We start from the raw sequence: 25,232 nt of genomic DNA, 5'->3' as shown, positions 1-25,232 counted from the left end.
TATATACCCCGGCCCTTTAATTACTTAGCTGCAGGTAAAGTTTCTTTTACAGCGCCACAGGTTAACATTTGATTGCCGTAGTAGGGATTTTGAATAGCGGCAGTTTCACTTAACCAATATGATTTTTTCATCGGACAATAGTCGCGGTAAACAGGGGCATTGTTCAGTTTGATTGCCTGTACGGTGGCGAACATGTTTTCTGAAAGGCTGGCAAAATGTTCACGCTGATGCGTGATATCATCGCTTTCCGAAATATGGCGGGCATCGAACTGCAACTTATCCGCATATTTTGTCCAGGTAGTTTTATCGGCTGCTGAAAGCTTGTCGACCGGAAATGAACTGATTGCAGCCAGCAACATTTTGGCTTTGGCATTGGTTGCAGACGCGTCGCCGCTGATCAGGGCGTTTTTTACGCCATAATAGGCCGAAAGTACATCCGCTTTGGATGAAGTGTTTTGTGCTTTAACCTGGTTAAAAGCAAATAGCATGATGATGGCGAAAACGAAAATTTGAATCTTTTTCATGATATAGAAATGATTAAGTAATGAATATCATTTCCCGCCGTAGCAGGAAACTATGAATTAAAGAAGTTTTAGGGTTGCAGGATAGCCATAAGAAAGCTACCAGGCTTCGGATTGAAGCAAAAGGAAAATCAAATGCGGAAGGTGCAGTTGCGTAAAAAAACAGGTAGGGTAGTGACAAGCGGCGGTGACTGGCCAACCGGATGACTAATTTTCAGCGGCAGGTAATTGTAAGGCACTAACCCGAAAAGCGGTATAACCAACAATGCGGGGCTTGTGCCCAGGCCAATCTGGCTGTACGTAAGTGAGCTGCTCTTTTCCGATTTCAGTTGCTGGTGTTTATCTGTACAGCATTTTTTTGCAGCCTTGCCATGGTAGTTCATACCGCAAGTATTGCATTTTTTGCCCTGCTCATCATGCCACAACGCAACCTTGACCAGTCTGCCCATGCAGTACTGATAATGCAATGTTGCACCCGAAGAAACCCCGAGGTACAGCACAGCTAAAAAAGTTACGAACATTTTCTTGATCACGGTACAAATATCAGCAAATTAGTAAAGTGTTGTTTATAGAATTTCCTTTTCTTTTTATGTTTTTTGGGATGGATTATCTTTCAGACATAGGATAATTCATCCTTGCAATAAATGACTATTGTTGTTTTTTTTGTGCTGATTGTCAGTTGTTTGCTATTTCGAATGCCGTTGCTTTGGCTAACAAACAACCGTGAAAAAACTAATCACTGCTATTTTGTCTATTAAAGCTACATTATTTGGAATAGTGCACCTGCATTTGCGCAAACAAAAGCGTGCATCGCGGGGGTAAATCTCATCACGCGAAAGACAATTAAGCATCTGCCCGATGCAGTTTTTCTGATGCAGGGTGTTTGCTGGTGTGGTAAGGTCTGTTTATCCATATAGTTGTTGTTTTTAGCCAGGGATGTATCCCCACTATCCTGCTCAGGCCGTAGTTAAATATGACGGAGATCATTTTTGTTTTTGATCGTTTACCCTTATAAGATTTTATCCGGCAACGATATTTGTACTATAAAATATTCAAACGATGGAAGCACTTATTGAAGACACCGAACTGGAATTTGAACTTCAGGAAATTTACCTCACCGGTAAACAATGGCTGGCAGATCTTGCCTTCCTGGATAATGAGCACGCCTTTTTAACAAAACTGCTGGCTGGCGAAAAAAACGCGGCCAGGCATATTGAAGAAGGGCTGCACTCGGCTATGCTTGAGCAACATGACCTGCATAAAGATATTCTTCATTTTATAAACAAAATAGAACAGTTGATCGTTGTTCCGGGAGCTGTGATCGGGTTATCGCTGATAGATGACTTTATCAGTTTACAGATCAGGGTAGGGGACGCTTTATTGGCAATGAAGGACCTTAAATTGGCGTTTACAGGCATAAGGCGGGCTGCTTAGTTCCACAAGAAAACTTAATTTATAAAGGTTTTGACAAAAAGTATTTATATCACTTCGGCCGAACCCTATAGCGGCAAATCAGTTATTGTATTGGGCCTGGTGGCTATGCTGCTTGGCCGGGCACAAAAGATAGGTTATTTGAAACCCATTATACCGTTTGGCCCGGAAGAGCAGCCAGATACCCATATTGAAACGGTTTTGGCACATTTTCAACTACCGCAAACTTATCGGGATACCTATGTATTTAGCCGGCAGGGGGCTATGCAGCAGATCAAAGATCAGCACCAGGGCGACATGATCGACGCGATTATCGCACGGTTTAAGGCCTTAGAATCGACTTGCGATTTTACTGTAGTTGAAGGGAGTGATTTTGAAGGGCAGGGAACGGCATTTGAGTTTGAAACTAACCGGCTCATCGCCAAAAATCTGAACTCCCCCGTCTTACTCCTTGTATCGGGCGTGGGGAAAACCACTGCCGGAATTGTTCAGGATGCGCTGAATTTCAAGCAGGCTTACCAGGCGCAGGATATTCAGGTATTAGCGGTTGTTGTCAACAGGGTACAGGCCGATCAGGCTGCAGATGTACAACAATTGCTGCGTGCGCAATTGTCTGAAAATATACTTATCGCGGTTATACCCGCTGATCCGGGCCTGGAAAACCCAACTGTTCACGATATTTTTGAAAAGTTGGACGGCAGGTTGCTGTTTGGTAGTGAACACCTCGGAAACCAGGTTGATAACTTTGTGACCGGCGCCATGCAGGTACCCAATTTTTGAATTATCTGAAGGAGAATGTTTTGATCGTTACACCTGGCGACAGGGGAGATATTGTCATCAGCTCGTTGCAAGCCAATCAATCTGCCAGTTATCCCCGCGTGGCCGGCATTATACTTACGGCAGGCGCAATTCCGGAAGAACCAGTGATGAGGTTGATTGAAGGATTGCAGAACGTTGTCCCTATCCTCGCTGTCGGGTCAGGCACTTTTGAAACAACTAACCAGGTGGCAGCGGTTAAAGCCCGTATTACAGCGGATAATACTAAAAAATCCGGCTTGCTATAGAAACATTTAACCGTTATATAGATATCGCCGCCCTTGATAAAATGCTGGTAACATATCATTCCAATGTGATGACGCCGCACATGTTTCAATACCAGCTCACTCAATGGGCTAAGCGGGAACGCAAAACAATTGTGCTGCCCGAAGGGAATGACGACCGCATCCTGCAGGCGAGCGCAAGGCTGATTGCCCAGCAGTTGGTTAACATTATCCTGCTTGGCGATCCTGCAGAAATAGCCGCTTCGGTAAAGCGGTTGGGTATTGACCTTGATCTCAATAAGGTAACCGTTATACCCCCGGCCAGTTCGCCTCATTACGAAGATTATGTTCAAACACTGTATGAGCTGCGTAAAAGTAAAAACGTAACCCTCGAAATGGCGAGGGACCTCATGACGGATGTATCTTATTTCGGAACGATGATGGTTTATAAAGGGCACGCCGACGGAATGGTTTCCGGGGCTGTTCATACTACTCAGCATACTATACGCCCAGCCCTGCAGTTTATTAAAACAAAGCCCGGCATCTCTACGGTGTCATCTGTTTTTTTTATGTGCCTGGCCGACCGTATTTCTGTATTTGGCGATTGTGCGGTAAATCCCGACCCTACTGCCGAAGAACTGGCCGAGATAGCTATCTCGTCGGCAGATAACAGCCTGCGTTTTGGCATTGAACCGCGTGTTGCAATGCTTTCATATTCATCGGGTACATCAGGTTCAGGTGCCGATGTGGAAAAGGTTAGGCGAGCTACCCAATTGGTGCGTGACAGACGGCCCGATATTAAAGTAGAAGGGCCTATACAATATGATGCCGCTGTAGATCCGGTAGTTGGCAGCCAGAAAATGCCCGGTTCAGAAGTTGCCGGCAAAGCAAGCGTATTGATCTTCCCTGATCTGAATACTGGGAATAACACTTATAAAGCGGTACAGCGGGAAACGGGAGCCCTGGCCATTGGGCCGATGCTGCAGGGGTTGAATAAACCGGTTAATGACCTTAGCCGCGGTTGCACTGTTGATGATGTTTTTAATACCGTTATTATCACTGCTATACAAAGTCAGGATAGCCCGGCCTCATTATAATTTTACATATGGAAATATTTGTTATCAATTCGGGCAGCAGCTCTATCAAATACCAGTTATTTTCTCAGGATTCAAGCAGCCCGCTTTGCAGTGGCCTGGTTGAACGCATCGGTCAGCCAGATGCGCTGATCACTCATAAATACAGGCAGCATGACGAGGAAAAAGTGTTGTACATTCAACAACAGGTACCCGATCACGAAGCCGGCATGCAGGTTGTGGGCGAACTGCTCACCAGGGATGGTATCGCGGTGATCCGCGATTCGGGACAAGTGGGCGCGGTTGGTCATCGTGTAGTTCATGGCGGCGAAAAACTTACCGGTACCACAGTCGTTACGCCCGGGGTAAAAGACAAGATCAAAGCACTGTACCCACTGGCGCCTTTGCATAATCCGGGGCATATAAAGGGTATCGAAGTGTCAGAAAAGATTTTCCCCCAGGCTGTACAGATTGCTGTATTTGATACCGCGTTTCATACATCGCTACCCGAAAAAGCTTTTAGGTATGCTATACCCGACTCTTTTTATAAAAACCACGGCATTCGTGTTTATGGCTTTCATGGCATAAGTCATCAGTACGTTAGTGGTGAAGCAATGAAATATCTTAATCATACAGAAGCAAAACTCATTACCATTCACCTTGGTAATGGCTGCAGCATGGCCGCTGTTAACGGCGGAAAGAGCGTGGATACAAGTATGGGGCTTACCCCGCTTGATGGGTTGATCATGGGAACAAGAAGCGGAAGCATTGATGCCTCGGTATTATTATACCTTTCAGAACAAGAAAATTACAGTACAGAACAACTTACTACGTTGTTAAACAAACAAAGCGGCATGCAGGGGCTTACCGGTCATAACGATATGCGGGATATCAGCGCGCTTTATAATAATGGGAATGCCCGGGCGGAGCTTGCTTATGAGATGTATGCCTACCGGATTAAAAAATTTATTGGCGCTTATGCCGCTGCAATGAACGGGCTTGATGCAATTGTGTTTACGGCTGGGGTTGGTGAAAATGATGCCCTGGCCCGCGACCTCGTTTGCCGGAATATGGATTTTTTAGGCATTAAGCTGGATAACGCAAAAAATTCAGAAAAAGGCAATGGGATTCGTGATCTTAGTGCACCGGCTTCCCGTGCCAGAATATTGGTGGTGCCCACCAACGAAGAATTGGAAATTGCCCGGCAGTGTAGGCAATTGCTCGGTGAAACCACCGGGCGGTAAACTGATCCCCAGGCAAATATTTTATAATTCTGGGGATCATTACTTAAGTTCATGAACTCATCGGAACAGCAAGTAACGGTATGTTCAGCCCGGTAGCCATTTGGCGGGTTTTACTTCGGTGAAGAAGTGAAGACCAGAAGCCGTGCTTTTTGGGGATCATGATCAACAACTCGGCGCCACAAGTAATAAGCTCTTTTTTTAATTCGGCAACGATTTTATTTGAATTAGTTTCTCTATAAACACAATCAATACCAGCTGCCTGGAAATTATGCGGTACTGTGCCCTGAACAGGTTTTATTTCAGCTGCTTCTTTATTAACATAAAAATCTCCACCGGCGATTCGAAAGCAATAACTTCATTCCGAATCATGGAAAGTAACTGTACGGGCTGGTCATTAGCCACATCACATGCCAGCATGATTTTCTTTAGCCCTTTGAACCGGGCGCCAATGGGGACGACCAGCACAGGGAAAGCCAAATTTTTGATGGCAGTTGTAGTTGTATTGCCTAAAACCCATTGATCCTGACTTTCCGGGGCCATGCCAAGCACTACCAGCGAAGCATTGTGCTTTTTTACCAGGTTTTGTAATTCATCTGTAACCGGCGTATAACTGGTTTCATAACTGACAGTGATGTCGTGAATCAGTGCAGTTATTGCTGCTTGTTGTGCAAGCCGGTCTTGATTTTTGCCTCCAGGTCGCTTACAGTTGAAGCTGGCAGGAGCGTATTCGATTCGTGCAGGGACAAGCTGAAGGCATTAAAAAGCAGGAGCCGGTAGTTGAAATGTTTGGCCAAAGCGGCGGCATAGGTTACCGCGTTTTCAGCAGCCGGCGAATAGTCTGTTGCAGCAATTATAGTTTTCATATGGGTGACTGGTTGTTTTGTTAATATTCATAAAACCATTAAATACGGGCTCGTAAAAGTAGAAGACCCTTTGTACCATAAATAGCTCAGTTAAACAGCGCGACCTGTTCTGCTTTTTTATCGGTGGTTTCTTAAAAACAAAGATCAAGAATGGCTTTAAACTTCAACATGACGTTGATCAGCTTAAAAAATGATCACAATTACTAACAAGTGCAGGGAAACCAGAAGGAAATCAGGGAGAAGATCAACTGCCATAGCATCGGACCATTTTGAAAAGTTTATTTTAGGAGATAGGGGCTTTTTAAAAATAGCGTAGGTAATGTGGGCAGAGAGAGAACAGGAAACCAATTGTTGGCAGCCATTTGATCGATGGGTGAACGACGTAAAAAAATATCGTAGCCGGGTAAACGTAATCTTTGCGTCACCTTTCTGAATAATAAAAGATAATTTTATCTTTTATTATTTACATTTGTCCATCAACTCATAAAAAAATGGAACCGTCAGAAATACACATTGTATTGAATGCTAATAGCCTAATCAGTGATCTGCTGAAGTATAACGAAGAGCTGATAATCCAAAAACTTACCGGACTCAATAAAAATTTTAACCGGCTGAAAAACCCTGTGCTCAGAAAGGTTTTAGCCAAACGGGTATCCGTTGCTCAGGCTTGCAGGATAGCTGGCTGCTCGTTGAATGAATTTTTTGACGTCCTTAGACCGCTTGGATTTAAAGCGGCGCACGAAGCTGTTGAAGTTGACAGGTTACCGCTTCCCCTTGCCGCTTCTTTTACTAAAATTATTGATCTTGATGTCAGACCGATTTTGGCGGCAGGAAATGACCCTTTAAAAATCATCCTTACAGCGGCGGCCGGGCTTAAAAATGGCGAGGTGCTTAAAGTGATCAATACTTTTGAACCTGTGCCGTTAATCAGTCTTCTGGAAAATAAGGGATACCGTTCGTTTATGGACATCGCGGGACCGGAACTTGTGAATACTTATTTCCTAAAGAATGAGGCCGAACCTGATGAGCTTATAATGAATATATCGGAATTATCGGTTGAAGCAGATGGGCTCACGGAACTTATGAAAGCCTACCAATTGCACATTATGGACGTCAGGCCTTTCCAAATGCCCAAGCCTATGACTATGATCCTGGACAAGCTGGAAACGCTGAAAACCACTGAAGCCTTGTATGTCCGGCATCGAAAAGTCCCCGTTCATCTGCTCCCGGTATTAAAAGAAAGAGGTTTTGACTTTCGCATCATGGAAACAGCGGAAGCAGTTATCCTGTTTATCTATAGGCCATGAATATGATCACTAAACAGCATCCCGAATTATACCCTATTGTAAGGGCTCACTACCTGGCTTCAGCGGTTTGTTTTGTGCTTATCGGTGTCTTGTTTTTCTTTGCGTCGGCAGATTTTGCCGGGCACTATTTTCAGCCGAAATTATTAGCCATTACCCATCTTGCCGCGTTGGGCTGGGTTACTATGGTTATTTTCGGCGCAGCGTATCAACTGGTACCGGTCATACTTGAAACAGGGTTGTCAGGCTATCGTTTGCCCTGGCTATCATTCGTCGCTTTTTTGAGCGGGCTTGTCCTGTTGGTTTGTTCTTTCTGGCGTTTTGAACCAGGTTTATGTATGCAGGGAGGGGCACTGCTGCTGCTAACCGGCATGCTTGGCTTTACCATTGTCATTTTTCTAACAGGAAAAAGATTAAAAAACAAAAAGGAGAACATTCATCAGGAAATGATCAATACTTCCTTTATCTGGTTGCTGGCCACCGGTGTTCTTGGGGTTCTGCTGGTATTCAACCTCCGTTACGCCTTTCTGCCACAGGATCACCTTCAGTTTTTAAGGCTCCATGCGCACATGGGAATGGGAGGCTGGTTTTTATTGTTAGTGATAGGGGTAAGCAGTAAATTGGTGCCAATGTTCCTGGTGTCCCGCAACCAGAATTTGCAGCTGCTTGATTGGGTTTATTATCTGCTGAATGGCGGCCTGCTTGCATTTGTGATTGATACATACCTGGAAGGTATCAATAACCGGACCTATCTCATCGCACTGCTTCCAGCTGCAGCGTTTATCATATATTTCATTTATTTAATCCAATGTTACCGGTCACGAATGAAAAGAAAGTTGGATTTGCCCATGATGTACACCATGTTGTCTTTTATATTGCTGCTGGCTGCATTGCTGATACAGCCGCTTATTATTAACGCGCATGTTCAAAATACCACACAAGGCATTGCACTTACTAAACTATACGGGTTATTGGTGCTAATGGGCTGGCTTTCTTTACTGATCCAGGGGCAGGCGTTTAAAACTTTGCCTTTTCTGGTTTGGCTAAAAATTTATGGACCAGGCACTGGCAAAGAACCTACACCTTTACCTTCGGATCTATACAGTCAAAAATTACTGATCATCCAGGGTATTGCCTTTACCGGTTTTATATTATCCATGATCACTATGGCGTTATCCGGCCTGGCTACGCCTGCGCGTATTGCCTCAGGTTGCCTGCTGTTAACGGCGCTTTGCTATCTTTTAAATTTAACCAGGGTCCTTACCCACAAAAAAACAACCGGCCATGCATAGCTTTGACATTACCGATCCTAATACTTACATAGAAATGGAAGCATGGGAGCGCTTACGATCCATTATTGACCCTGAACTTCATGTCAATATCGTTGATTTGGGACTTGTTTATACTATCAGGGCAAATAGCACAGTGAGGATGCTGGTGGTGGTAATGACCTTATCGTCACCCAGTTGCCCGGTGGGTGAAGCTATTTTGCAGGGGGTGGCCAATTGCCTCGAAGCCAGATTTGCGGACTACAAGACAGATGTGCAACTCACCTGGGAGCCAGTATGGGGTTTTGATAATATTACCGAAGAAGGCAAAAAACAGTTGTGGGGATAATGGACTGGATAAGTAAAGGCAGGTATCATTATTGGGCAGGAGGCAGCTTTGTGGTGCTTGCTGTTTTTGGCGTGTTGCTCAGGCTGATGCATATTGCCTTTGTGCCTCATTTAAACTATATTTTTTTACTGCATGCTCACTCGCATTTCGCTTTTGCCGGGTGGGCTTTTCTTGGATTGGCCATGCTATTGGCCGGACGGGTTTCGCCTGTTCAAAGACGCCGGAAGTTCCTGTATGCCCTTAATGCAACACTAGTAAGTGCATATGGCATGCTGGTTAGTTTCTCCTTTCAGGGCTACAAAACAGTCTCTATTATTTTTTCGACGTTTTTTATTTTAAGTACTTATTATTTTACCCTGCAGTTCCTGAAAAGTTTAAAGGAAACCCGGCAACTTTCAAAGGGCGCGCGCCAATTGGCCCTTGGCGCTTTGTTTTTTCTCTGCTTTTCCTCACTCGGCCCCTTAGCCCTGGGGCCGCTTATGGTTATGGGATTAAAAGGCACGGCAGTGTACCAGGATGCAATTTATGTTTACCTGCATTTTCAGTTGAATGGCTGGATGCAGTTGGCGGCCATTGCGTTGGTTGAAATCACCTATTTTAATATGTGCCCAACCAATCCGCAGCGTTGGGTATATCAACTATTAATTTGGTCGAACCTGCCGCTGTATCTAATTTTTACCTTGTGGAGCAACCCTGCCGGTTGGGTTTTTCTGATAGCCGGAATTGCGGCTGTGGGTAATCTTACTGCGTGGTTTATGATATGCCGGGGTCGGAAAACGAGGCTGCTGAAACTGCCTTTGCTGTTAAAAGTTGCATTTTTGGCCATCACCTTAAAAACCGTTTTTCAAACCCTGGTATGTATTCCCGTCATTGGCAGATGGGCTTTCAGTGACCGTAATATCATCATTGGCTATATTCATTTGCTGACATTGGGCATCGTGACACCAGTCTTACTTGATCAGTTTAAGCAAGCCGGCTTTTTCGGCGCCGGAAAAAATTGCAGATCATAAACGGAAGTTATATAGTGTTGACTTTCGCATATCTCGTGATATTATTTGTTGAACCCGCCTTAAAACTTGTCGGAATAACAGTTCAGGATGTTGAGCCCCAATTATTGTTGCTATCCATACTGTTGCTGCTATCCGGGGTCGGCTATTTTGGGCTGCTAATTTTAGGTAGTTCAAAAAAAGCCAGGCAGGTAGCATGTAAAATCAGATTCAAATAATTATTTTTGGAGTAACACGCCGGATATGAAAAACAAAGTTCTCCTAATCGAAGACAACCAGGACATTCGGGAAAACGCAGCAGAGCTGCTGGAGCTTTACGGTTTCGAAGTGCTGGTTGCCGACTGCGGCGAGGCAGGATTGTACCTGACTGATTTACACCCGGACTTGATTATTTCGGATGTAGTTATGCCGGGTATTAGCGGATACGATGTGTTCAATCAGCTTCAAGAGGATTCCCTTAAAAAAAACATCCCCTTTATCTTTACTACCGCACTTTCCGAAAAGAGGGACCAGGACATAGCAAAAGTGATGGGAATACAAAACTATCTCATTAAACCATATGACGAAGCTGAACTTATCAACTGTATCCGGAAGTGCCTGGACATAATCTGATTTCCCTTCGGTTGAACGCCCGGTAATTTGCCTCAAATATCGGGTTAACGTGCCATGACTATTTTTTACTGAAATTACGGCAAGGCTTTTCAAAGTTTCAGCCGGAGCTAATGAGCGCGGTCACTTTTGCGCTTTAAAAATTGATTGTTATCACATTTACGAAAAAAGAACAGCCTAAAATATACAAGAACAATAATAAAGGATAAATTTGTCTTCTATTAAATTAATAACAAATGGAAACACAAATTTTGGATGTAACGGTCATTGAACCAAAACTAAAACATCCCACTATTTTTAAGAGATTCGATGAACTGACCGGCGGTGAGGAATTGATCATTCACAATGATCATGACCCCAAACCGCTTTATTATCAGTTGCTGGCAGAGCGCGGACAGATCTTTAACTGGGAATATCTGATGAGCGGCCCGGAGGTTTGGAGGGTTCTGATTGGTAAAAAGAACCCGCATAACCAGGAAGAGACAATTGGTGAGATTGTTGCTAAAGACTATAGGAAGGCGATGGTTTTCAAAAAACTCGGCATTGATTTCTGCTGCGGCGGCAAAAAAACATTAACAGAAGCCTGCGTGAAAAAAGGGCTTGCCGTTGAAGAAGTGAAGCTCGCACTGCAGTCGGCGGATAACGGAGAATATGTAAATGCGCATAATTTTCAGGACTGGGCTCTTGATTTTTTAAGTGACTACGTAGTAAATGTCCATCATAAATATGTACGTGACAATATTCCCTTTATTGGTGAACTTGCAACAAAAGTGGCGCGTGTACATGGGGACAAACACCCCGAATTGATTGTGGTGGCTAACGTATTCGCTACGGTGGCACAGGAACTGAGCATGCACATGATTAAAGAGGAGCGCATCCTTTTTCCTTATATCAGGGATATGGTGACAGCCCGGGAATTAGGTACCGCTGTGTTGCCGGCACCGTTTGGAGGGGTTATGAATCCCATTCAAATGATGGAGATGGAGCACGAAGGAGCGGGAGAAGAACTCGAAGAGATCAGGCAAATGACAAATAGCTATACGCTTCCGGAAGATGCCTGTACCTCGTATCGTATCCTTTTCCAAAAGTTGCAGGAGTTTGAAAGTGACCTGCACACACATGTACACCTCGAGAATAATATTTTGTTTCCAAAGTCGGTTCAACTCGAACAGCAGTTAAAAGATAATTCTCAATTATAAGTTTTAAGTTGAAAGGATAGTAGTGTTATTATCTAAATCATGTGAATATGCCATCAGGGCGGCAGTATATGTTGGTTATAAGACCTTGAACAAAGAAAAGACCGGCATCTCAGAGGTCGCTGAAGCGATAGGTGCACCTGTACATTTCACTGCCAGGATCCTGCAGGGGTTATCCCGAAAGCGCGTCATTTCCTCCAGTAAAGGTCCGCACGGAGGTTTTTATATTGAAAACTCCGCCAAGGTTTACCTGATTGATATTATCCGGGCTATTGAAGGGGACGGGCTATTCAATGCCTGCATACTTGGACTTAAAAACTGTTCCGACACGAAGCCTTGTTCGGTGCACGACGAAATTAAGACGGTACGGACACAACTGCTCCTCGAATTTAACAAAAAATCCCTTCGAGACCTGGTAAGCGATTACCAGCAAAATAAGTACGTTTTAAAATAAGCAAATTTTTATTCAACAAACAGGAGGGGACAAGTTTAAAATAATAAAAGATAAAAATATCTTTATTTATAAAGAGTGGCTTTGAGGCGGAATCTATAAGTATATTATATATCATATAAAATGCTATTTAAATGAGATGTATCACTAAAAAAACATGATTTAAATCATGAAATAGTCAAAATTAATAAAGCAATTTCGAAGTATTATAAATATGAAAATAATGAAAATTTCAACCAGCTTTATCCGGGCCGCCTTTATAGGAGGTATGGCTCTTTTGGCCGCTTGCGGCCCTTCCAATGGGGGTGATAAACAGGCGACGGAATCTGCTCCGGCTGCCAATGCCGAAAATAGTTCGGCCGCATCTTCAGCAGACGTTGACCCAGCCGCCAAAAGTGAAAGCAAGGGCGTAGGTAAATTCACAAGCGTGGAGATCGGCGCAATCGACAATGCAATGGCCGACAAAGGCAAAGGAGTTTTTACTGCCAAGTGCTCCGCCTGTCACCAGATCACAGATCAGAAGGTAGTTGGGCCCGGCCTGAAAGGGGTAACCAAACGCCGTACGCCGGAATGGATCATGAACCAAATCACCAATCCGGTAGAAATGGAACAAAAAGACCCCGTGGGTAAAGCGCTTTTAGCAAAATATCTGACTCAGATGAGTTTTCAGAATGTAAGTGACGATGAAACCCGACAGATACTTGAGTATTTGAGAAAAAACGATCAATAACCTCTTTATATGTTTAAACCATGAAACGAATTTCACAAACTACCCTGTTGTTAGCGGGACTGGGGGCGATTGCCATCGCCAGCGGTTGTAAAGCAGGTAAAACGGGGCAGGCGGCCACCGATGAAGATGCTGCCAAAAAAGTATACGTAGCGCCCGGCAAGCATGATGAATTGTACATGTTCGCTTCCGGTGGCTTCAGCGGCCAGATTGCAGCGTATGGTATTCCTTCCGGCAGGTTGCTTAAAGTGATACCTGTGTTTTCCCAGAACCCGGAAAATGGTTATGGCTACTCAGAAGAGACCAAACCAATGCTCAACACCTCGCACGGATTTGTGCCCTGGGACGACACGCACCATCCTGAACTTTCCAAAACCAATGGCGAAGATGATGGCCGCTGGCTTTTCATTAACGGTAATAACACGCCACGCATTGCCCGTCTCAACCTGGCAACTTTCAAAACGGAAGAAATTCTGGAATTACCAAACGTTGCCGGTAACCATGCCTCTCCATTTTGTACAGAAAATACCGAGTATATAGTAGGTAATACTCGTTTTAGCGTACCACTTGATGGAGATAAGGATGTATCGATAGGTGATTTCAAAAAGAAGTTCAAAGGTGCCGCAACTTTTATCAAAGTAGATAAGAACACGGGCCGCATGAACATTGCCTTTCAATTGATTGTTCCTGGCTTTAACTATGACCTGGCACATGCTGGCAAAGGCCCCTCACATGATTGGATTTTCTTTACCTGTTATAATACAGAGCAAGCCAATACCTTACTTGAAGTTAATGCCAGTCAACGCGATAAGGATTTTATCATGGCGGTGAACTGGAAAAAAGCAGAAGAGTTGGTGGCCCAGGGCAAGGGGCGTAAAGTGCCTGCTAAATACGCGCATAACCTCTATAACGAGCGCACCCATTCAGCTACTTCAGCCATGGAAAACGACGTGACCATGCTGGATGTAAAAGATTATCCGGGACTAATCTATTATATTCCATGCCCAAAATCACCTCACGGTGTTGACGTGGAGCCCAACGGCGAATACTTTGTAGCCAGCGGTAAACTGGCCGCGGTGATTCCTGTATTTTCGTTTAAGAAGATGCTTGGTGCTATTGACCAAAAACAATTTGAAGGGGACTTTGACGGTATTCCGGTATTGAAATATAATACTGTATTGGAAGGTGAAGTGCAAAAACCGGGTTTAGGTCCGCTGCATACCGAATTTGACGGTAAAGGTTATGCTTATACGTCCATGTTCGTGTCTTCAGAGATTGTAAAATGGAAAGTGGACACACGTGAGATCATCGATCGTATTCCAACTTATTATTCTATCGGCCACCTTTCTGTACCGGGCGGCGATTCCAGGCATCCATATGGTAAATATGTGATTGCGCTGAACAAGATCACCAAAGACCGTTATCTGCCCACCGGTCCTGAGCTAACGCAATCTGCCCAGTTGATTGACATTACCGGCAACAAGATGAAACTATTGCTTGACTTCCCGACCATTGGTGAGCCGCACTACGCGCAGACCATACCGGCGGAGAAAATAGAGAAAAATTCTGTGAAGTTTTTTAAACTGGAAGAGAATGATAACCCATATGCTGCCAAATCAGAGAAAGAAGCCCGCGTAGTAAGAAAAGGCAACCGGGTGGATGTATACATGACTGCTATCCGGTCTCACCTGGCCCCGGACAATATAGAAGGCATAAATCAGGGTGATGATGTGTATGTGCATGTGACCAACCTGGAGCAGGACTGGGACGTTCCGCACGGCTTTGCCATCAAAGGTTCCAATAATTCAGAATTATTGATCATGCCGGGCGAGACCGCCACACTGAAATGGACACCTGACCGGACTGGTATTTTCCCATTCTATTGTACTGACTTCTGCTCTGCATTGCACCAGGAGATGTCTGGTTACTTTAGGGTATCGCCTAAAGGCTCAAACGTACCACTTACTTTCCACCTGGGAGAAAACCTCGCGGCAAGGTAATAGATCTTTTATTCAACGGGAGGGCCCTGTGTCCTCCCATTAATACCAATAATATGAAAACCGGTTCAAGAATAGCAATAGCTACAGCCATGGTGCTGCTGCTAACAGCGTATTTTCTTCCTTTATGGGAGATTACCTTGTCCGCACCACAATACCCCGAGGGCCTGAGTATGGATATATGGCTGAATGGTATCACAGGAAACGTGCTGCAGATCAATGGGCTTAACCACTATATCGGCATGCAGCATATCGACCCGCAGAACTTTGCCGAATTTAAGATTGCCCCCTATGTGTTCGGGTTACTGATCCTGATCGGGTCGGTTGTTTCAGTAAAAGGCAGCAGAAAACTGCTGATTGGCTTGCTGGCGCTGATGATCGTTTTTGCCGCCGCCGGATTTATTGATTTTTACCTATGGGAATACAACTATGGGCACAATCTTGATCCTCATGCAGCCATTAAAGTTGAAGGCATGTATTATCAACCTCCGCTGATTGGGTATAAACAACTTCTGAACTTCCTGGCAGGGTCTTTTCCGGCTACGGGGGGATGCTGATCGGCCTGGCCGGAATAATTACCGCTGCTACATTATACATCGAAATAAGAAATGGTAAAAGAAATGAAAAAGAGAGGAATGATCGTGCTGCTGGCGCTTTGGATCACCGCCTGCAGTCAAAAGCCTGAGGCCCTGCAATATGGAAAAGATGCCTGCGTACACTGTATGATGACAATTATGGACCGTAAGTTCGGTGCAGAGATCGTAACTTCCAAAGGCAAGGTTTATAAGTTCGATTCTGCAGAGTGTATGCTGGGTTACATCAGCGAAAAACGCGGGCAGTTTGGCGATGCAGATACTTACCTTGTCGTAAACTACAAGTCAGGCGGTACACTTATGGATGCCCGCAAATGCACCTATATACATGACCAAAAGATCAGTTCTCCGATGGGCGGTAACCTCGCGGCCCTTGCTTCCGAACAAGAGGCGAAAATCTTTCTTGGCAACGGAAACGGGAAACTGCTGACCTGGAATGAACTTGTTAAATAAAAGATCGCATGAAAAGGATCTCGCTCATTTGTCTTTTTGCCGTGGCGGTAACTGTTGCTTCGCATGCACGTACACTTGTAGTGGCCGTGGATACTGCCCTGCCTGATTTAAAGGCAGCTGTTGCTGAGGCTGCCGATGGTGATACGATCAAGGTGAAGAAGGGGTATTATTATTCGTACAATACACTTATCACCAAAAGACTGACCATCATTGGCGATGGGTATCCTGTGCTGGACGCAAATTATAAAGAAGAGGTAGTGACTATCCTGACGAATGGTGTTACGTTCAGCGGCTTTGTGCTCAAAAACTCTAAAACCGGTTCGATGCGCGACTATGCCGGTATCCGCCTGCATAAGGTACACAATGTTACGATCAGTAATAACAGGTTAATCAATAACTTTTTTGGGATTTACCTGTCCGATTGCGATCATGTGTCTGTTATTGGTAATACAACCAGTGGCACTGGTACCGAGCTTACGGCCGGTAACGGCATTCATGCCTGGCAATGTCATGATGTTATCATTATGAATAATTATTCTACCCGCCACCGCGACGGTATCTACTTTGAATTTGTGAAAAAGAGCAGGATCATCAGTAATACCAGTGAACGGAACTTTAGGTATGGGCTGCACTTCATGTTTTCGGACGATGATCTGTATCAAAAAAACACTTTTCGCAATAACGGATCAGGTGTCGCGGTGATGTATTCCAAACGGATACGAATGTTTGATAATTTGTTTATTGAAAACTGGGGAAGCTCCATTTATGGTTTGCTGCTGAAAGATATTACCCGGTCTCAAATTGTTGGCAACCGTTTCGTTAGGAATACGACGGGTATTTACATGGAGGGTTGCAACCTCATGACGGCTAACAATAATACCTTTATCAATAACGGTTGGGCTATGCGTATACTGGCTAATTGTGAAAACGGCACGTTTGAGCGGAATAATTTCGAGTCGAACTCTTTTGATGTGACAACCAACGGGTTACTCAACCTTAATAAATTTGATCAGAACTACTGGGACAAGTATGAAGGTTATGATTTGAATAAAGATGGCACCGGTGATGTACCCTACCGGCCGGTTAGCCTCTATGCGCAGATAATGGAGCAAATTCCGCAAAGCGTGATGTTGATGCGGAGTTTTATGGTCAATCTTTTAGACAAGGTTGAACGGGCTATCCCATCTCTTACCCCTGAATCTGTTAAAGATATAAACCCTAAAATGAAACCATGGACACGTTAATTGAACTAAGCCACATTAAAAAGACATTCGGCAAATTGCAGGTGCTAAAAGATATTAGTTGTCATTTTGAAAGCGGCAACATTGTGTCTGTTTTGGGGCCGAACGCCTCCGGAAAAACAACCATGATCAAAAGTATACTCGGTATGGTTATACCCGACGAAGGCGACATCCGGTTTTGCGGAGCCAGAGTCAACAAGACTTTTGATTATAAAAAATATATCGGCTATATGCCGCAGATCGGGCGTTACCCGGATAATATGAAGATTGGCCAGTTGTTTGACATGATGCTTGATATTCGTAACTGCAATAAAATACCTGATACAGACCTGATTGAGGCTTACCGGCTCAAAAGTATGTACCATAAGCCTATGAGGACACTTTCCGGAGGTACCAGGCAGAAAGTGAGCGCCGCCCTTGCTTTTATGTTTAATCCTGACGTACTGATACTCGACGAACCCACAGCTGGTCTTGATCCCTTTGCCACCGAGATTTTAAAACAAAAGATCCTCGCCGAAAAAGCAAATAACAGGCTTGTGATCATCACCTCGCATATCCTTTCAGAGTCGGAGGAGTTAGCTGATACCGTGATGTACCTTTATGAAGGCAAGATCAAATTTTATGAGCCGCTGGCTGCGCTGCAAATGGAGACAGGTGAGCAGAAACTGGGTAAAATATTGACCCGATTATTAACTGAAGAACATGTTTAAGATAGCCAAATATATTATTCTCGACATCATACGCAGTAAGGTACTCATTGCCTACACGTTGTTGCTCGCTACCATTTGTACGGTCATCTTCCTGTCAGACAGCGATGTGATTAAAGGACTGGTAAGTATTACAACAATTGTGATGATCATTGTGCCGCTGGTCAGTATTATCTATGCAACCACCTATTATTTCAACGCCGCGGAGTTTACCGAATTGCTTGTTTCCCAGCCTATCAAACGCAGGGATATTTTATTGGGAGAATACCTCGGCATCAGTAGCTCTATCCTCGGCGCTTTTGTGCTCGGAGTTTGCCTGCCGGTTGCTTTGTTTGCACTCTCAGCTACGGGCATCACCCTAATGGTTGCCGGAGGTTTGGTAACCTTAAGTTTTACTTCGCTCGCTTTCTGGGCTTCCACTAAAACCAGGGATAAATCAAAGGGGATTGGGCTTGCGCTAATGATTTGGTTCTATGCGGCCATTATTTATGATGCCCTGGTGCTGTTGTTCCTGTTCACCTTTAGCGATTATCCGTTGGAAAAAGCCATGATTGTGCTCACGGCTTTAAATCCCGTAGACCTGGCAAGGATCATGATCTTGTTAAAACTGGATATTTCTGCTCTGATGGGTTACACCGGCGCGCTTTACCGACAGTTTTTCGGAAGCGGTACAGGCATTGCCTTCAGTGTTTCGATGCTATTTATCTGGTCTGTTTTACCCGTACTACTGGCGCTTAAAATTTTCTCCAAAAAAGATCTGTAAGATGTTTCGCCGTTTCACCGCCATATTACTCCTATTCTCGGTACTGGTTATGAACCTGAACTCGCTATGGCTTTATGCGGGGTTCCGGCTCAACCAGGATTATATTGCGGCAAAACTTTGCGCCAATAAGTCAAGGCCCATGCTACACTGCAACGGCAGGTGTTTCCTGAGCAAACAGCTTAAAAAGGCTAATAGTGAAGAGAAAAGCAACGAAAACCGAACCGTTAAAGAAATTATTTTTGAGGCTTATTATCACGGCGTTAATCAATTTACTGTACACATCAAACTGCTGGCCATTTTTACCTCCCTGGTAAGCTTCGCCCTGCTGCTTCGCCCGCTCGGAGCTATCTTTCGGCCGCCCGCTGCATCTTCAGTTCACCGCTACATGCTCTCCTGAGCAAATTCAATTTTGGTTTAACAAGAAGATGTTTAAAAATGAAATACTTTATCGTGTTCTGCTTTGCTATTGCCTTTACTTTACAGGCATCAGCGCAAAAAATACGGGGTGTTGTTGTCGATGCCCAAACCCAGGCACCCGTTGTCGGTGCCAGTATCCGTGTCAAAGGAAGCAAGCTGGGTACCTCAACTGATTTATCAGGCAAATTTATATTGGCGCATAAAAATAAAACTGATTCCCTAATGGTTAGCTGTACCGGTTATGGTACTTGCTGTATCAGGTGCGATAGCTCGCTCACAGTTCAACTAAAACCGGTGATTGCCGGCCTGGAGGAAGTGGTGGTAACTGCGGGCCGCCAGGAGCAGCCCCGCAAGGATATACCGGCTGCAATCAGCAAGATAAGTTCAAATACCATCCGCGAAGCGCATGCAACCGCTCCTTATCAATTGTTGAATAAAGTTGCGGGGGTATATATGGTGAACCTCGGTAATGAGCAGCATACCATGGCTATCCGCCAACCGATTACTTACAACGCGCTTTATCTTTACATGGAAGATGGTATCCCGATCCGACCGACGGGCATATTCAATCATAACGCTTTGTACGAGATCAATACCGATGGTATCCGGGATATTGAGGTGATTAAGGGGCCAGCTTCGTCTTTATATGGCAGTAACTCAATAGGTGCGGCTGTTAACTTCAATACGGCAAAAGAGTCCGTAACCCCGGCAGGGCAAATCAATGTACAGGGAGATAAATACCATTACCTGCGGGCTGGTATTCAGGGAGGGCTCACGGCAGGAAAGGTTGGGTTTTATATGGCAGGATATGCCACACACCAGGAAAAAGGCTGGCAGGATTATACTGATTTTGATAAGTATTCGCTTTCTGCTAAAGTTAGCTATCCGCTGGGGGCCGACAGTAAGCTAACAGTATACGGTACCTATAATTATCTTAACACACAAACACCCGGAAACCTTGACAGTGCACGTTTCTATAACCGATCTTACAGTAGTAATCAGCGTTTTGCCTACCGCAGGGTGAACGCATTCCGGGCCAGCAGTCGTCTTGATCATAATTGGAATGATGATAATCACACCTTTCTAACGCTTTTTTACAGAAACAATTCCACCGGGCAATTACCCAGCTATTACATTTCTGATGTCCGCAACAATAAGGGCCAATACTTAAAGTCAACAGGTCAAATAAATGAGCTGAGTTTTTACAGCTTTGGCTTGCTTGCCCAGCATACGGTAAAGTTAAATTTTATGCACTCACAATTGATCGCAGGCATTTACCTGGATAATAGCCCAAGTTCGTTTTATGCTAACTTCCTGAATATTAAAAAAGATATTGCTGCTCAATATTATACCGGTTATATCAACACTGATTCGCTGATTGATAATTATAAGATTCACCTGTTTAATGCCGCATCCTATGTACAGTATATGGCAGAGCCGGTTAAGCGGATAAAAATTACTGCCGGACTGCGTTATGACCTGCTCGTTTACAATTTTGACAACCAGCTTCCTCCTTTAAAAACCAAGTACAAACAACAGGAGCATAATCGATATGATGTGTTGGCGCCCAAGCTTGGCGTAACTTATGACCTGCAGAAGGGGCGCGGCGTTTATGCCAATTTCAGTATGGGCTTTCAGCCGCCTGAAACTAATACCCTTTACAATTCCAGGCAATTAACACCGCTTAAACAGGCCACTTATAACAATTATGAACTGGGCGGCTGGACATCATTATTCTCTCAAAAGATCAGGTTTGAGCTAACTGCTTATTACTTGCAAGGGAAAGATGAGATCATCAGCTTGCTCCAGGCAGACAATACTACACAATATGCCAACGCTGCTGCTACTACCCACAAAGGCTTAGAGTATAACCTCCTGGTTGGCTCCGTAAAAAGCCTTGCCTTTCGCATCGGTGGAACGTTTGCGTCCCATACCTTTAATAAATATAGTGAAATTAGTGCCGGAAAATCCATCGGCTATGACGGTCATCAAATGACCAATGCGCCAAAATGGATTGCTAATTCGGAGATTACCTGGAAGCCCGCTTTTATCGCTGGCTTCAGAACCGGTGTTGAATGGCAACATTTGGGTAAATATTTTACAAATGCAGCTAATACCAAAACCTACAGTGGTTATGATCTTTTTAATTTACGCACTGCCTATCGCATCAGCAGCGGCAGCGCGAAGGGGCTGGAAGTTTGGTTTAATGTAATGAACCTGACCAATAAGCTATATGCAACTACTGTTACTGGAAATAGCTATGGGGATACTTATACGGCGGCCCCTCCGCGCACCTTTTCATTAGGTATCAGTCATTCTGTTTCAAAACTATGATCATGAAAAAAACATCCGTTGCGAATCCGGTTAGATTGCGATATATCATTCATTATCGTGAAATCACGGTATATCAAAAAGCTTAAAAAAATATGTTAATTACAAATATTTGACTGTTAATTGCTTAACAAATGGCACGTGTTTGGTGTTATGGATAGTAAATTACCACATCACTAACGCTAAACAACCCAAACATGTCAAAAAAAGTAGCCGAGCAACTTGTAGAAATGCTGATACAGGCCGGCATCAAACGTATTTACGCCATTACCGGCGATAGTTTAAACGAACTTAATGATGCCGTACGCAGAACGCCCGAATTAAAATGGATCCACGTACGCAATGAAGAAGCAGGCGCTTTTGCAGCTTCGGCCGATGCGCAACTGAGCGGGCTTGCCTGTTGTGCAGGAAGCAGTGGTCCCGGGCATGTGCACCTGGTGAATGGCCTTTATGATGCTCACCGGTCAGGAGCACCTGTTTTAGCCATAGCATCTACCTGTGCTACTAAAGAGTTTGGCAGTAACTACTTCCAGGAAACCAATGTTATCAAGCTTTTTGATGACTGCAGTTACTATAACCAGGTGGCTGCCAACAACAAGCAAGTACCCCGTATGGCACAGGCGGCTATCCAAACCGCTATTCAGCGCAAAGGGGTTGGCGTATTGGGTTTACCGGGCGATGTGGCAGGGGAGGATGCTGTTGAAATCGATTCGTCGGTAAATAACTTTTTTGCAAAGCCAACATTACCCCGGTATGGGAAGAATTGGTGCAGCTGGCCGACCTGATTAACCGATACCCCAAAGTTTGCATTTTTGGCGGGATAGGCTGTGCCGGTGCTCATGATGAAGTGGTTGAACTGGCGGCACTGATCAAAGCGCCGGTTGGTTATTCGTTCCGTGGTAAAATGTTTTTGGAGCATGATAACCCCTACGAGGTAGGCATGACCGGCCTGCTTGGCTTGCCTGCTGCCTATCATAGTATGCACGAAAGTGATCTGGTTATCCTGCTTGGCACCGATTTTCCTTACACACCCTTTTATCCCCAGGACAAAAAGATAGTGCAGATTGACATCAAGCCTGAAAATCTTGGTCGCCGGGCAAAATTAACGATGGGGCTTTATGGTGATATAAAATCTACAATTAAAGCATTGATCCCTTTAATTAAAGAAAAAACCGACAACAGCTTTTTAGATGCGCAATTGCATGTACATGCTAAAGTAAAAGAGCAACAGCAAGCCTATATTAAGGATTTTGGTGAACATGATGCTATTCATCCCGAAGCTTTAGCCGCTATTGTAGACGAATATGCTTCTGTTGATGCCATTTTTACCTGCGATACCGGGATGTGTAATGTTTGGAGTGCCAGGCATATCAGCGCTAATGGGAGGCGTTCGATGATCGGGTCGTTTGTTCATGGATCTATGGCTAATGCTATGCCGCATGCTATCGGCGCGGCGCTGGCCTGTCCCGACAGGCAGGTTGTGGCCATGTGTGGTGATGGCGGCATTTCCATGTTGTTAGGCGATTTAGCCACTATTAAACAATATGATCTGCCTATAAAGATCATTGTATTTAATAACAGGAGCCTTGGCATGGTAAAGCTGGAAATGGAAGTAATGGGCCTGCCCGATTTTGAAGTGGACATGCACAATCCTGATTTTACCATGGTCGCGGAGTCAATGGGCATAAAGGGGATCACCATAAACGACCCGCAGGACCTTGAGCAGGGCATAGCCGAAGCTTTTGCACACACAGGACCAGTTTTAGTAAATGTTTATACCGACGGAACTGCCCTTGCCATGCCGCCGCATATCGAACTTAAAATGGTTAAAGGAATGGCCGTCTCCATGACCAAAATGATGCTTGGCGGTAAATTTGATGAGGTTTTGGCTACCGTAAAAGGTAACTACAAGCATCTGCCCGAAATATTTGATTAATGGTGGCAATACGTATAACCGGGAGATGTATGCTGTTTATATCTTCCGGTTTTTATATCGATGACTTGATAGGAAAGCCTTTTTGACAATACCCGTCATAAGGTTAGCTACAAAAAGCAATTGCGCAGTCAGCAATACGGTTGTTGCAATAGTAATTATAGTGTTAATGTTGACTGCTTCCCGGATCTGGCCATCGGTATAGTATTTATGCGGACCGCGGATGGATAGCTGTGCGGAAAAATAAGAAATTATAATTAACGCAATCAATGTAACCAGCACGTGTCCCCATTTTAACCAAACTACAGGCAATATCGGTTCGGTTATTATATAAATAACCCATAAGATAAAAAATATTAGGCCTATTAAGCGGCATAAATGAACCGCTGATACTACGAAATAAGTATCATGAAGATTGATATCTATTGTTGCGGCAGTCGTAAAAAATGAAAGTATAATTGATAACAATGCCACAATCGCGAATATGTGCTGGGGACGGGTTTTGATGTTGAAGAAAGGATAAGGTTTCAAGGCGGTATATATGAATAAAAAGTGTTGACTTACAATTTCAAATGCGCAACAATGTTATTGTCCCTGATCTGTATAAAATTAATATGCTCATCAGCCGGATCGTAATCGATACTTAAAACAAGGTTATCTATTTTGTAATGGTCTACCAGGAAGGGTTTATCCAGTATCGGCGAATCTCCGTGTTTGGTTTGTGTTGGCTCACCTGCTTTTTTGAAGACCTCTTCACGGGTATCGTCAAATGAAATCTCAAATGGGGGCGCATATTGCAGATCCGGGTTAGGGTAAATATTCAGATGGGAGAATATTGGCCGGCCGGGTTCTAAAACGATCAGTTCATCTTCGTCAATAACAGCATCCTCATTGGTGAACCCCAAATCGATACCCAATATTTCAGATCGCATGTAATCACTTTTTAAAATATTGTATGAGCTAAGATCAGTAAATGTATCCGCTAAAAATGCCTGGAAATTATCATCATAAAGATAGGAGCCGAATTGGTTTGTAAAATGGAGATAGGTGAACATTTGGCCGTTTCTTATTTGATTCATCAAAATTACAACAAATCAAAATAAAGCTACATTATGTTTTTTACTTTCGTTACATGATGATAATGCAGTTTGCTCCAGGTTTGTTTTTGAGGGAAGAAAATGATGATATCTTGATTGTTTCTTATGAAAACCCAATGTTATCCTTCGAAAAAACGATCCATTTAAATTCAAAAGCAATCATCCATAATGATCATCTAAAGACCAATATAGTTGATATTCGTTCAGATAGTCTGGTTTTTATAACAATTGATCAAGGTTCGCCCAGGGGAATTAACACCTGTTCTGAAATCTATGTTAAAAATGCAGAAGAAATCTGTTTGCTTTGCAGTTTTCGGGCGTTTGAACAAGTAAATGACCTTCGTAAAACAGGATGTTATAAGCTTACTGAATATATTGCAAACCGGTTAAAGGATAAATATGGCATCGAATGGGAATACAAAATATCGGTAGATACCCCTGAAAAAAAGAAACAGTTTAACATGAGCGTTTTCGTTATAATCCTCACGCTTATAGTAATTTTTGTTTTAATATACTACAGGCTAAAGTATGATATGAACCATCCTAAAATAAATTCCAGTCGTTGATGATATAAAGCAATTTATTTTTCTTCAGTAAATCGGGCTTCCTCTAAATTT

Annotated in this window: 30 protein-coding genes; 24 read left to right on the top strand and 6 right to left on the bottom strand. The window is 43.9% G+C overall.

All coding sequences use genetic code 11. The features are described 5' to 3' along the window. Positions 1–20 precede the first annotated feature (20 nt). Positions 21–524, bottom strand: coding sequence for a DUF3347 domain-containing protein (locus tag ACQ86K_RS16400; protein ID WP_091163622.1), 504 nt, complete (start codon positions 522–524; stop codon positions 21–23). Positions 525–652: 128 nt separating this feature from the next. Further along, entirely contained in the window at positions 653–1,042 is a 390-nt protein-coding gene (locus tag ACQ86K_RS16395; protein ID WP_091163624.1) for an HYC_CC_PP family protein, read from the bottom strand. Positions 1,043–1,580: 538 nt separating this feature from the next. Here ACQ86K_RS16395 and ACQ86K_RS16390 point away from each other — a divergent pair. Genes ACQ86K_RS16390 through ACQ86K_RS16370 form a run of 5 tightly spaced genes read left to right on the top strand, consistent with a single transcriptional unit; the run spans position 1,581 to position 5,309 of the window. Continuing rightward, on the top strand, positions 1,581–1,955 hold the full coding sequence (locus ACQ86K_RS16390; RefSeq protein WP_431200761.1) for a hypothetical protein: 375 nt from the start codon (positions 1,581–1,583) through the stop codon (positions 1,953–1,955). 30 nt (positions 1,956–1,985) lie between these two features. Next, entirely contained in the window at positions 1,986–2,732 is a 747-nt protein-coding gene (locus tag ACQ86K_RS16385; RefSeq protein WP_431200760.1) for an AAA family ATPase, read from the top strand. 20 nt (positions 2,733–2,752) lie between these two features. Next, a complete protein-coding gene (locus ACQ86K_RS16380) occupies positions 2,753–3,016 on the top strand; it encodes a DRTGG domain-containing protein (protein ID WP_431200759.1) in 264 nt (87 codons plus the stop codon). A gap of 41 nt (positions 3,017–3,057) precedes the next feature. Next, positions 3,058–4,089, top strand: a complete 1,032-nt coding sequence (pta, locus tag ACQ86K_RS16375) for a phosphate acetyltransferase (protein ID WP_431200758.1) — start codon at positions 3,058–3,060, stop codon at positions 4,087–4,089. Between the two features lie 8 nt (positions 4,090–4,097). Next, positions 4,098–5,309: an acetate/propionate family kinase gene (locus tag ACQ86K_RS16370; protein ID WP_431200757.1), complete on the top strand. Its 1,212-nt coding sequence runs from the start codon at positions 4,098–4,100 to the stop codon at positions 5,307–5,309. A 294-nt stretch (positions 5,310–5,603) separates the two neighbouring features. On the opposite strand, the gene ACQ86K_RS16365 is transcribed toward ACQ86K_RS16370, so the two are convergent. Then, positions 5,604–5,942 (bottom strand): universal stress protein, encoded by a 339-nt coding sequence (locus ACQ86K_RS16365; RefSeq protein WP_431200871.1) that lies wholly within the window; start codon positions 5,940–5,942, stop codon positions 5,604–5,606. A gap of 17 nt (positions 5,943–5,959) precedes the next feature. Then, positions 5,960–6,172, bottom strand: coding sequence for a universal stress protein (locus ACQ86K_RS16360; protein ID WP_431200756.1), 213 nt, complete (start codon positions 6,170–6,172; stop codon positions 5,960–5,962). A 491-nt stretch (positions 6,173–6,663) separates the two neighbouring features. Between ACQ86K_RS16360 and ACQ86K_RS16355 the strand changes: the two genes are divergently transcribed. The 18 genes from ACQ86K_RS16355 (at position 6,664) to ACQ86K_RS16270 (ending at position 23,521) form a co-directional block, all read left to right on the top strand. Beyond that, complete coding sequence (locus ACQ86K_RS16355; RefSeq protein ID WP_431200755.1) at positions 6,664–7,479, top strand: DUF2249 domain-containing protein; 816 nt, start codon at positions 6,664–6,666, stop codon at positions 7,477–7,479. Between the two features lie 2 nt (positions 7,480–7,481). Then, positions 7,482–8,768, top strand: coding sequence for a hypothetical protein (locus ACQ86K_RS16350; protein WP_431200754.1), 1,287 nt, complete (start codon positions 7,482–7,484; stop codon positions 8,766–8,768). Further along, complete coding sequence (locus ACQ86K_RS16345) at positions 8,761–9,093, top strand: metal-sulfur cluster assembly factor (RefSeq protein WP_431200753.1); 333 nt, start codon at positions 8,761–8,763, stop codon at positions 9,091–9,093. The genes ACQ86K_RS16350 and ACQ86K_RS16345 overlap by 8 nt, the downstream gene beginning before the upstream one ends. Continuing rightward, on the top strand, positions 9,093–10,103 hold the full coding sequence (locus ACQ86K_RS16340; RefSeq protein ID WP_431200752.1) for a hypothetical protein: 1,011 nt from the start codon (positions 9,093–9,095) through the stop codon (positions 10,101–10,103). Before ACQ86K_RS16345 ends, ACQ86K_RS16340 begins: the two co-directional genes overlap by 1 nt. A gap of 240 nt (positions 10,104–10,343) precedes the next feature. Continuing rightward, complete coding sequence (locus ACQ86K_RS16335; protein WP_354482462.1) at positions 10,344–10,712, top strand: response regulator; 369 nt, start codon at positions 10,344–10,346, stop codon at positions 10,710–10,712. A gap of 233 nt (positions 10,713–10,945) precedes the next feature. Next, a complete protein-coding gene (ric, locus tag ACQ86K_RS16330) occupies positions 10,946–11,908 on the top strand; it encodes an iron-sulfur cluster repair di-iron protein (protein ID WP_431200751.1) in 963 nt (320 codons plus the stop codon). Between the two features lie 22 nt (positions 11,909–11,930). Beyond that, positions 11,931–12,359 carry an RrF2 family transcriptional regulator gene (locus tag ACQ86K_RS16325; RefSeq protein WP_091163655.1) on the top strand — a complete coding sequence of 143 codons (429 nt, stop codon included), beginning with the start codon at positions 11,931–11,933 and terminating at the stop codon, positions 12,357–12,359. 220 nt (positions 12,360–12,579) lie between these two features. Beyond that, on the top strand, positions 12,580–13,086 hold the full coding sequence (locus ACQ86K_RS16320) for a c-type cytochrome (RefSeq protein ID WP_431200750.1): 507 nt from the start codon (positions 12,580–12,582) through the stop codon (positions 13,084–13,086). Positions 13,087–13,106: 20 nt separating this feature from the next. Further along, entirely contained in the window at positions 13,107–15,083 is a 1,977-nt protein-coding gene (gene nosZ / locus ACQ86K_RS16315; RefSeq protein ID WP_431200749.1) for a Sec-dependent nitrous-oxide reductase, read from the top strand. Between the two features lie 53 nt (positions 15,084–15,136). Further along, entirely contained in the window at positions 15,137–15,637 is a 501-nt protein-coding gene (locus ACQ86K_RS16310; protein WP_431200748.1) for a hypothetical protein, read from the top strand. Between the two features lie 63 nt (positions 15,638–15,700). After that, positions 15,701–16,126, top strand: coding sequence for a nitrous oxide reductase accessory protein NosL (locus ACQ86K_RS16305; RefSeq protein WP_176844387.1), 426 nt, complete (start codon positions 15,701–15,703; stop codon positions 16,124–16,126). Between the two features lie 8 nt (positions 16,127–16,134). Beyond that, entirely contained in the window at positions 16,135–17,370 is a 1,236-nt protein-coding gene (locus ACQ86K_RS16300; protein ID WP_091163664.1) for a nitrous oxide reductase family maturation protein NosD, read from the top strand. Further along, complete coding sequence (locus ACQ86K_RS16295; RefSeq protein WP_091163667.1) at positions 17,358–18,077, top strand: ABC transporter ATP-binding protein; 720 nt, start codon at positions 17,358–17,360, stop codon at positions 18,075–18,077. The genes ACQ86K_RS16300 and ACQ86K_RS16295 overlap by 13 nt, the downstream gene beginning before the upstream one ends. Continuing rightward, positions 18,070–18,837, top strand: a complete 768-nt coding sequence (locus ACQ86K_RS16290) for an ABC transporter permease subunit (RefSeq protein ID WP_090525226.1) — start codon at positions 18,070–18,072, stop codon at positions 18,835–18,837. The genes ACQ86K_RS16295 and ACQ86K_RS16290 overlap by 8 nt, the downstream gene beginning before the upstream one ends. Position 18,838: 1 nt before the next feature. Then, complete coding sequence (locus tag ACQ86K_RS16285; protein WP_091163670.1) at positions 18,839–19,234, top strand: hypothetical protein; 396 nt, start codon at positions 18,839–18,841, stop codon at positions 19,232–19,234. Positions 19,235–19,272: 38 nt separating this feature from the next. Beyond that, on the top strand, positions 19,273–21,588 hold the full coding sequence (locus ACQ86K_RS16280; RefSeq protein ID WP_091163673.1) for a TonB-dependent receptor domain-containing protein: 2,316 nt from the start codon (positions 19,273–19,275) through the stop codon (positions 21,586–21,588). Positions 21,589–21,782: 194 nt separating this feature from the next. Next, on the top strand, positions 21,783–22,370 hold the full coding sequence (locus tag ACQ86K_RS16275) for a thiamine pyrophosphate-binding protein (protein WP_431200747.1): 588 nt from the start codon (positions 21,783–21,785) through the stop codon (positions 22,368–22,370). Further along, the gene (locus tag ACQ86K_RS16270; protein ID WP_431200746.1) at positions 22,352–23,521 is read left to right on the top strand and encodes a thiamine pyrophosphate-dependent enzyme; all 1,170 of its coding nucleotides are present in this window, start codon (positions 22,352–22,354) and stop codon (positions 23,519–23,521) included. The genes ACQ86K_RS16275 and ACQ86K_RS16270 overlap by 19 nt, the downstream gene beginning before the upstream one ends. Before the next feature lie 36 nt (positions 23,522–23,557). Here the strand turns inward: ACQ86K_RS16270 and ACQ86K_RS16265 are convergent, their stop codons facing one another. Together ACQ86K_RS16265 and ACQ86K_RS16260 are read right to left on the bottom strand one after the other, a co-directional pair. Continuing rightward, a complete protein-coding gene (locus ACQ86K_RS16265) occupies positions 23,558–24,049 on the bottom strand; it encodes a hypothetical protein (RefSeq protein ID WP_091163678.1) in 492 nt (163 codons plus the stop codon). A 29-nt stretch (positions 24,050–24,078) separates the two neighbouring features. Next, positions 24,079–24,573 carry a hypothetical protein gene (locus ACQ86K_RS16260; protein WP_431200745.1) on the bottom strand — a complete coding sequence of 165 codons (495 nt, stop codon included), beginning with the start codon at positions 24,571–24,573 and terminating at the stop codon, positions 24,079–24,081. Positions 24,574–24,650: 77 nt separating this feature from the next. On the opposite strand from ACQ86K_RS16260, the gene ACQ86K_RS16255 reads away from it, so the two are divergent. Further along, on the top strand, positions 24,651–25,181 hold the full coding sequence (locus ACQ86K_RS16255) for a hypothetical protein (protein WP_091163683.1): 531 nt from the start codon (positions 24,651–24,653) through the stop codon (positions 25,179–25,181). Positions 25,182–25,232 lie beyond the last annotated feature (51 nt).

The organism is Mucilaginibacter sp. P19 (assembly GCF_050632265.1).
Classification (GTDB): domain Bacteria; phylum Bacteroidota; class Bacteroidia; order Sphingobacteriales; family Sphingobacteriaceae; genus Mucilaginibacter; species Mucilaginibacter gossypii.
Note: the sequence above shows the minus strand (reverse complement) of the source record. Positions and strands in the feature narration are given on the sequence as shown.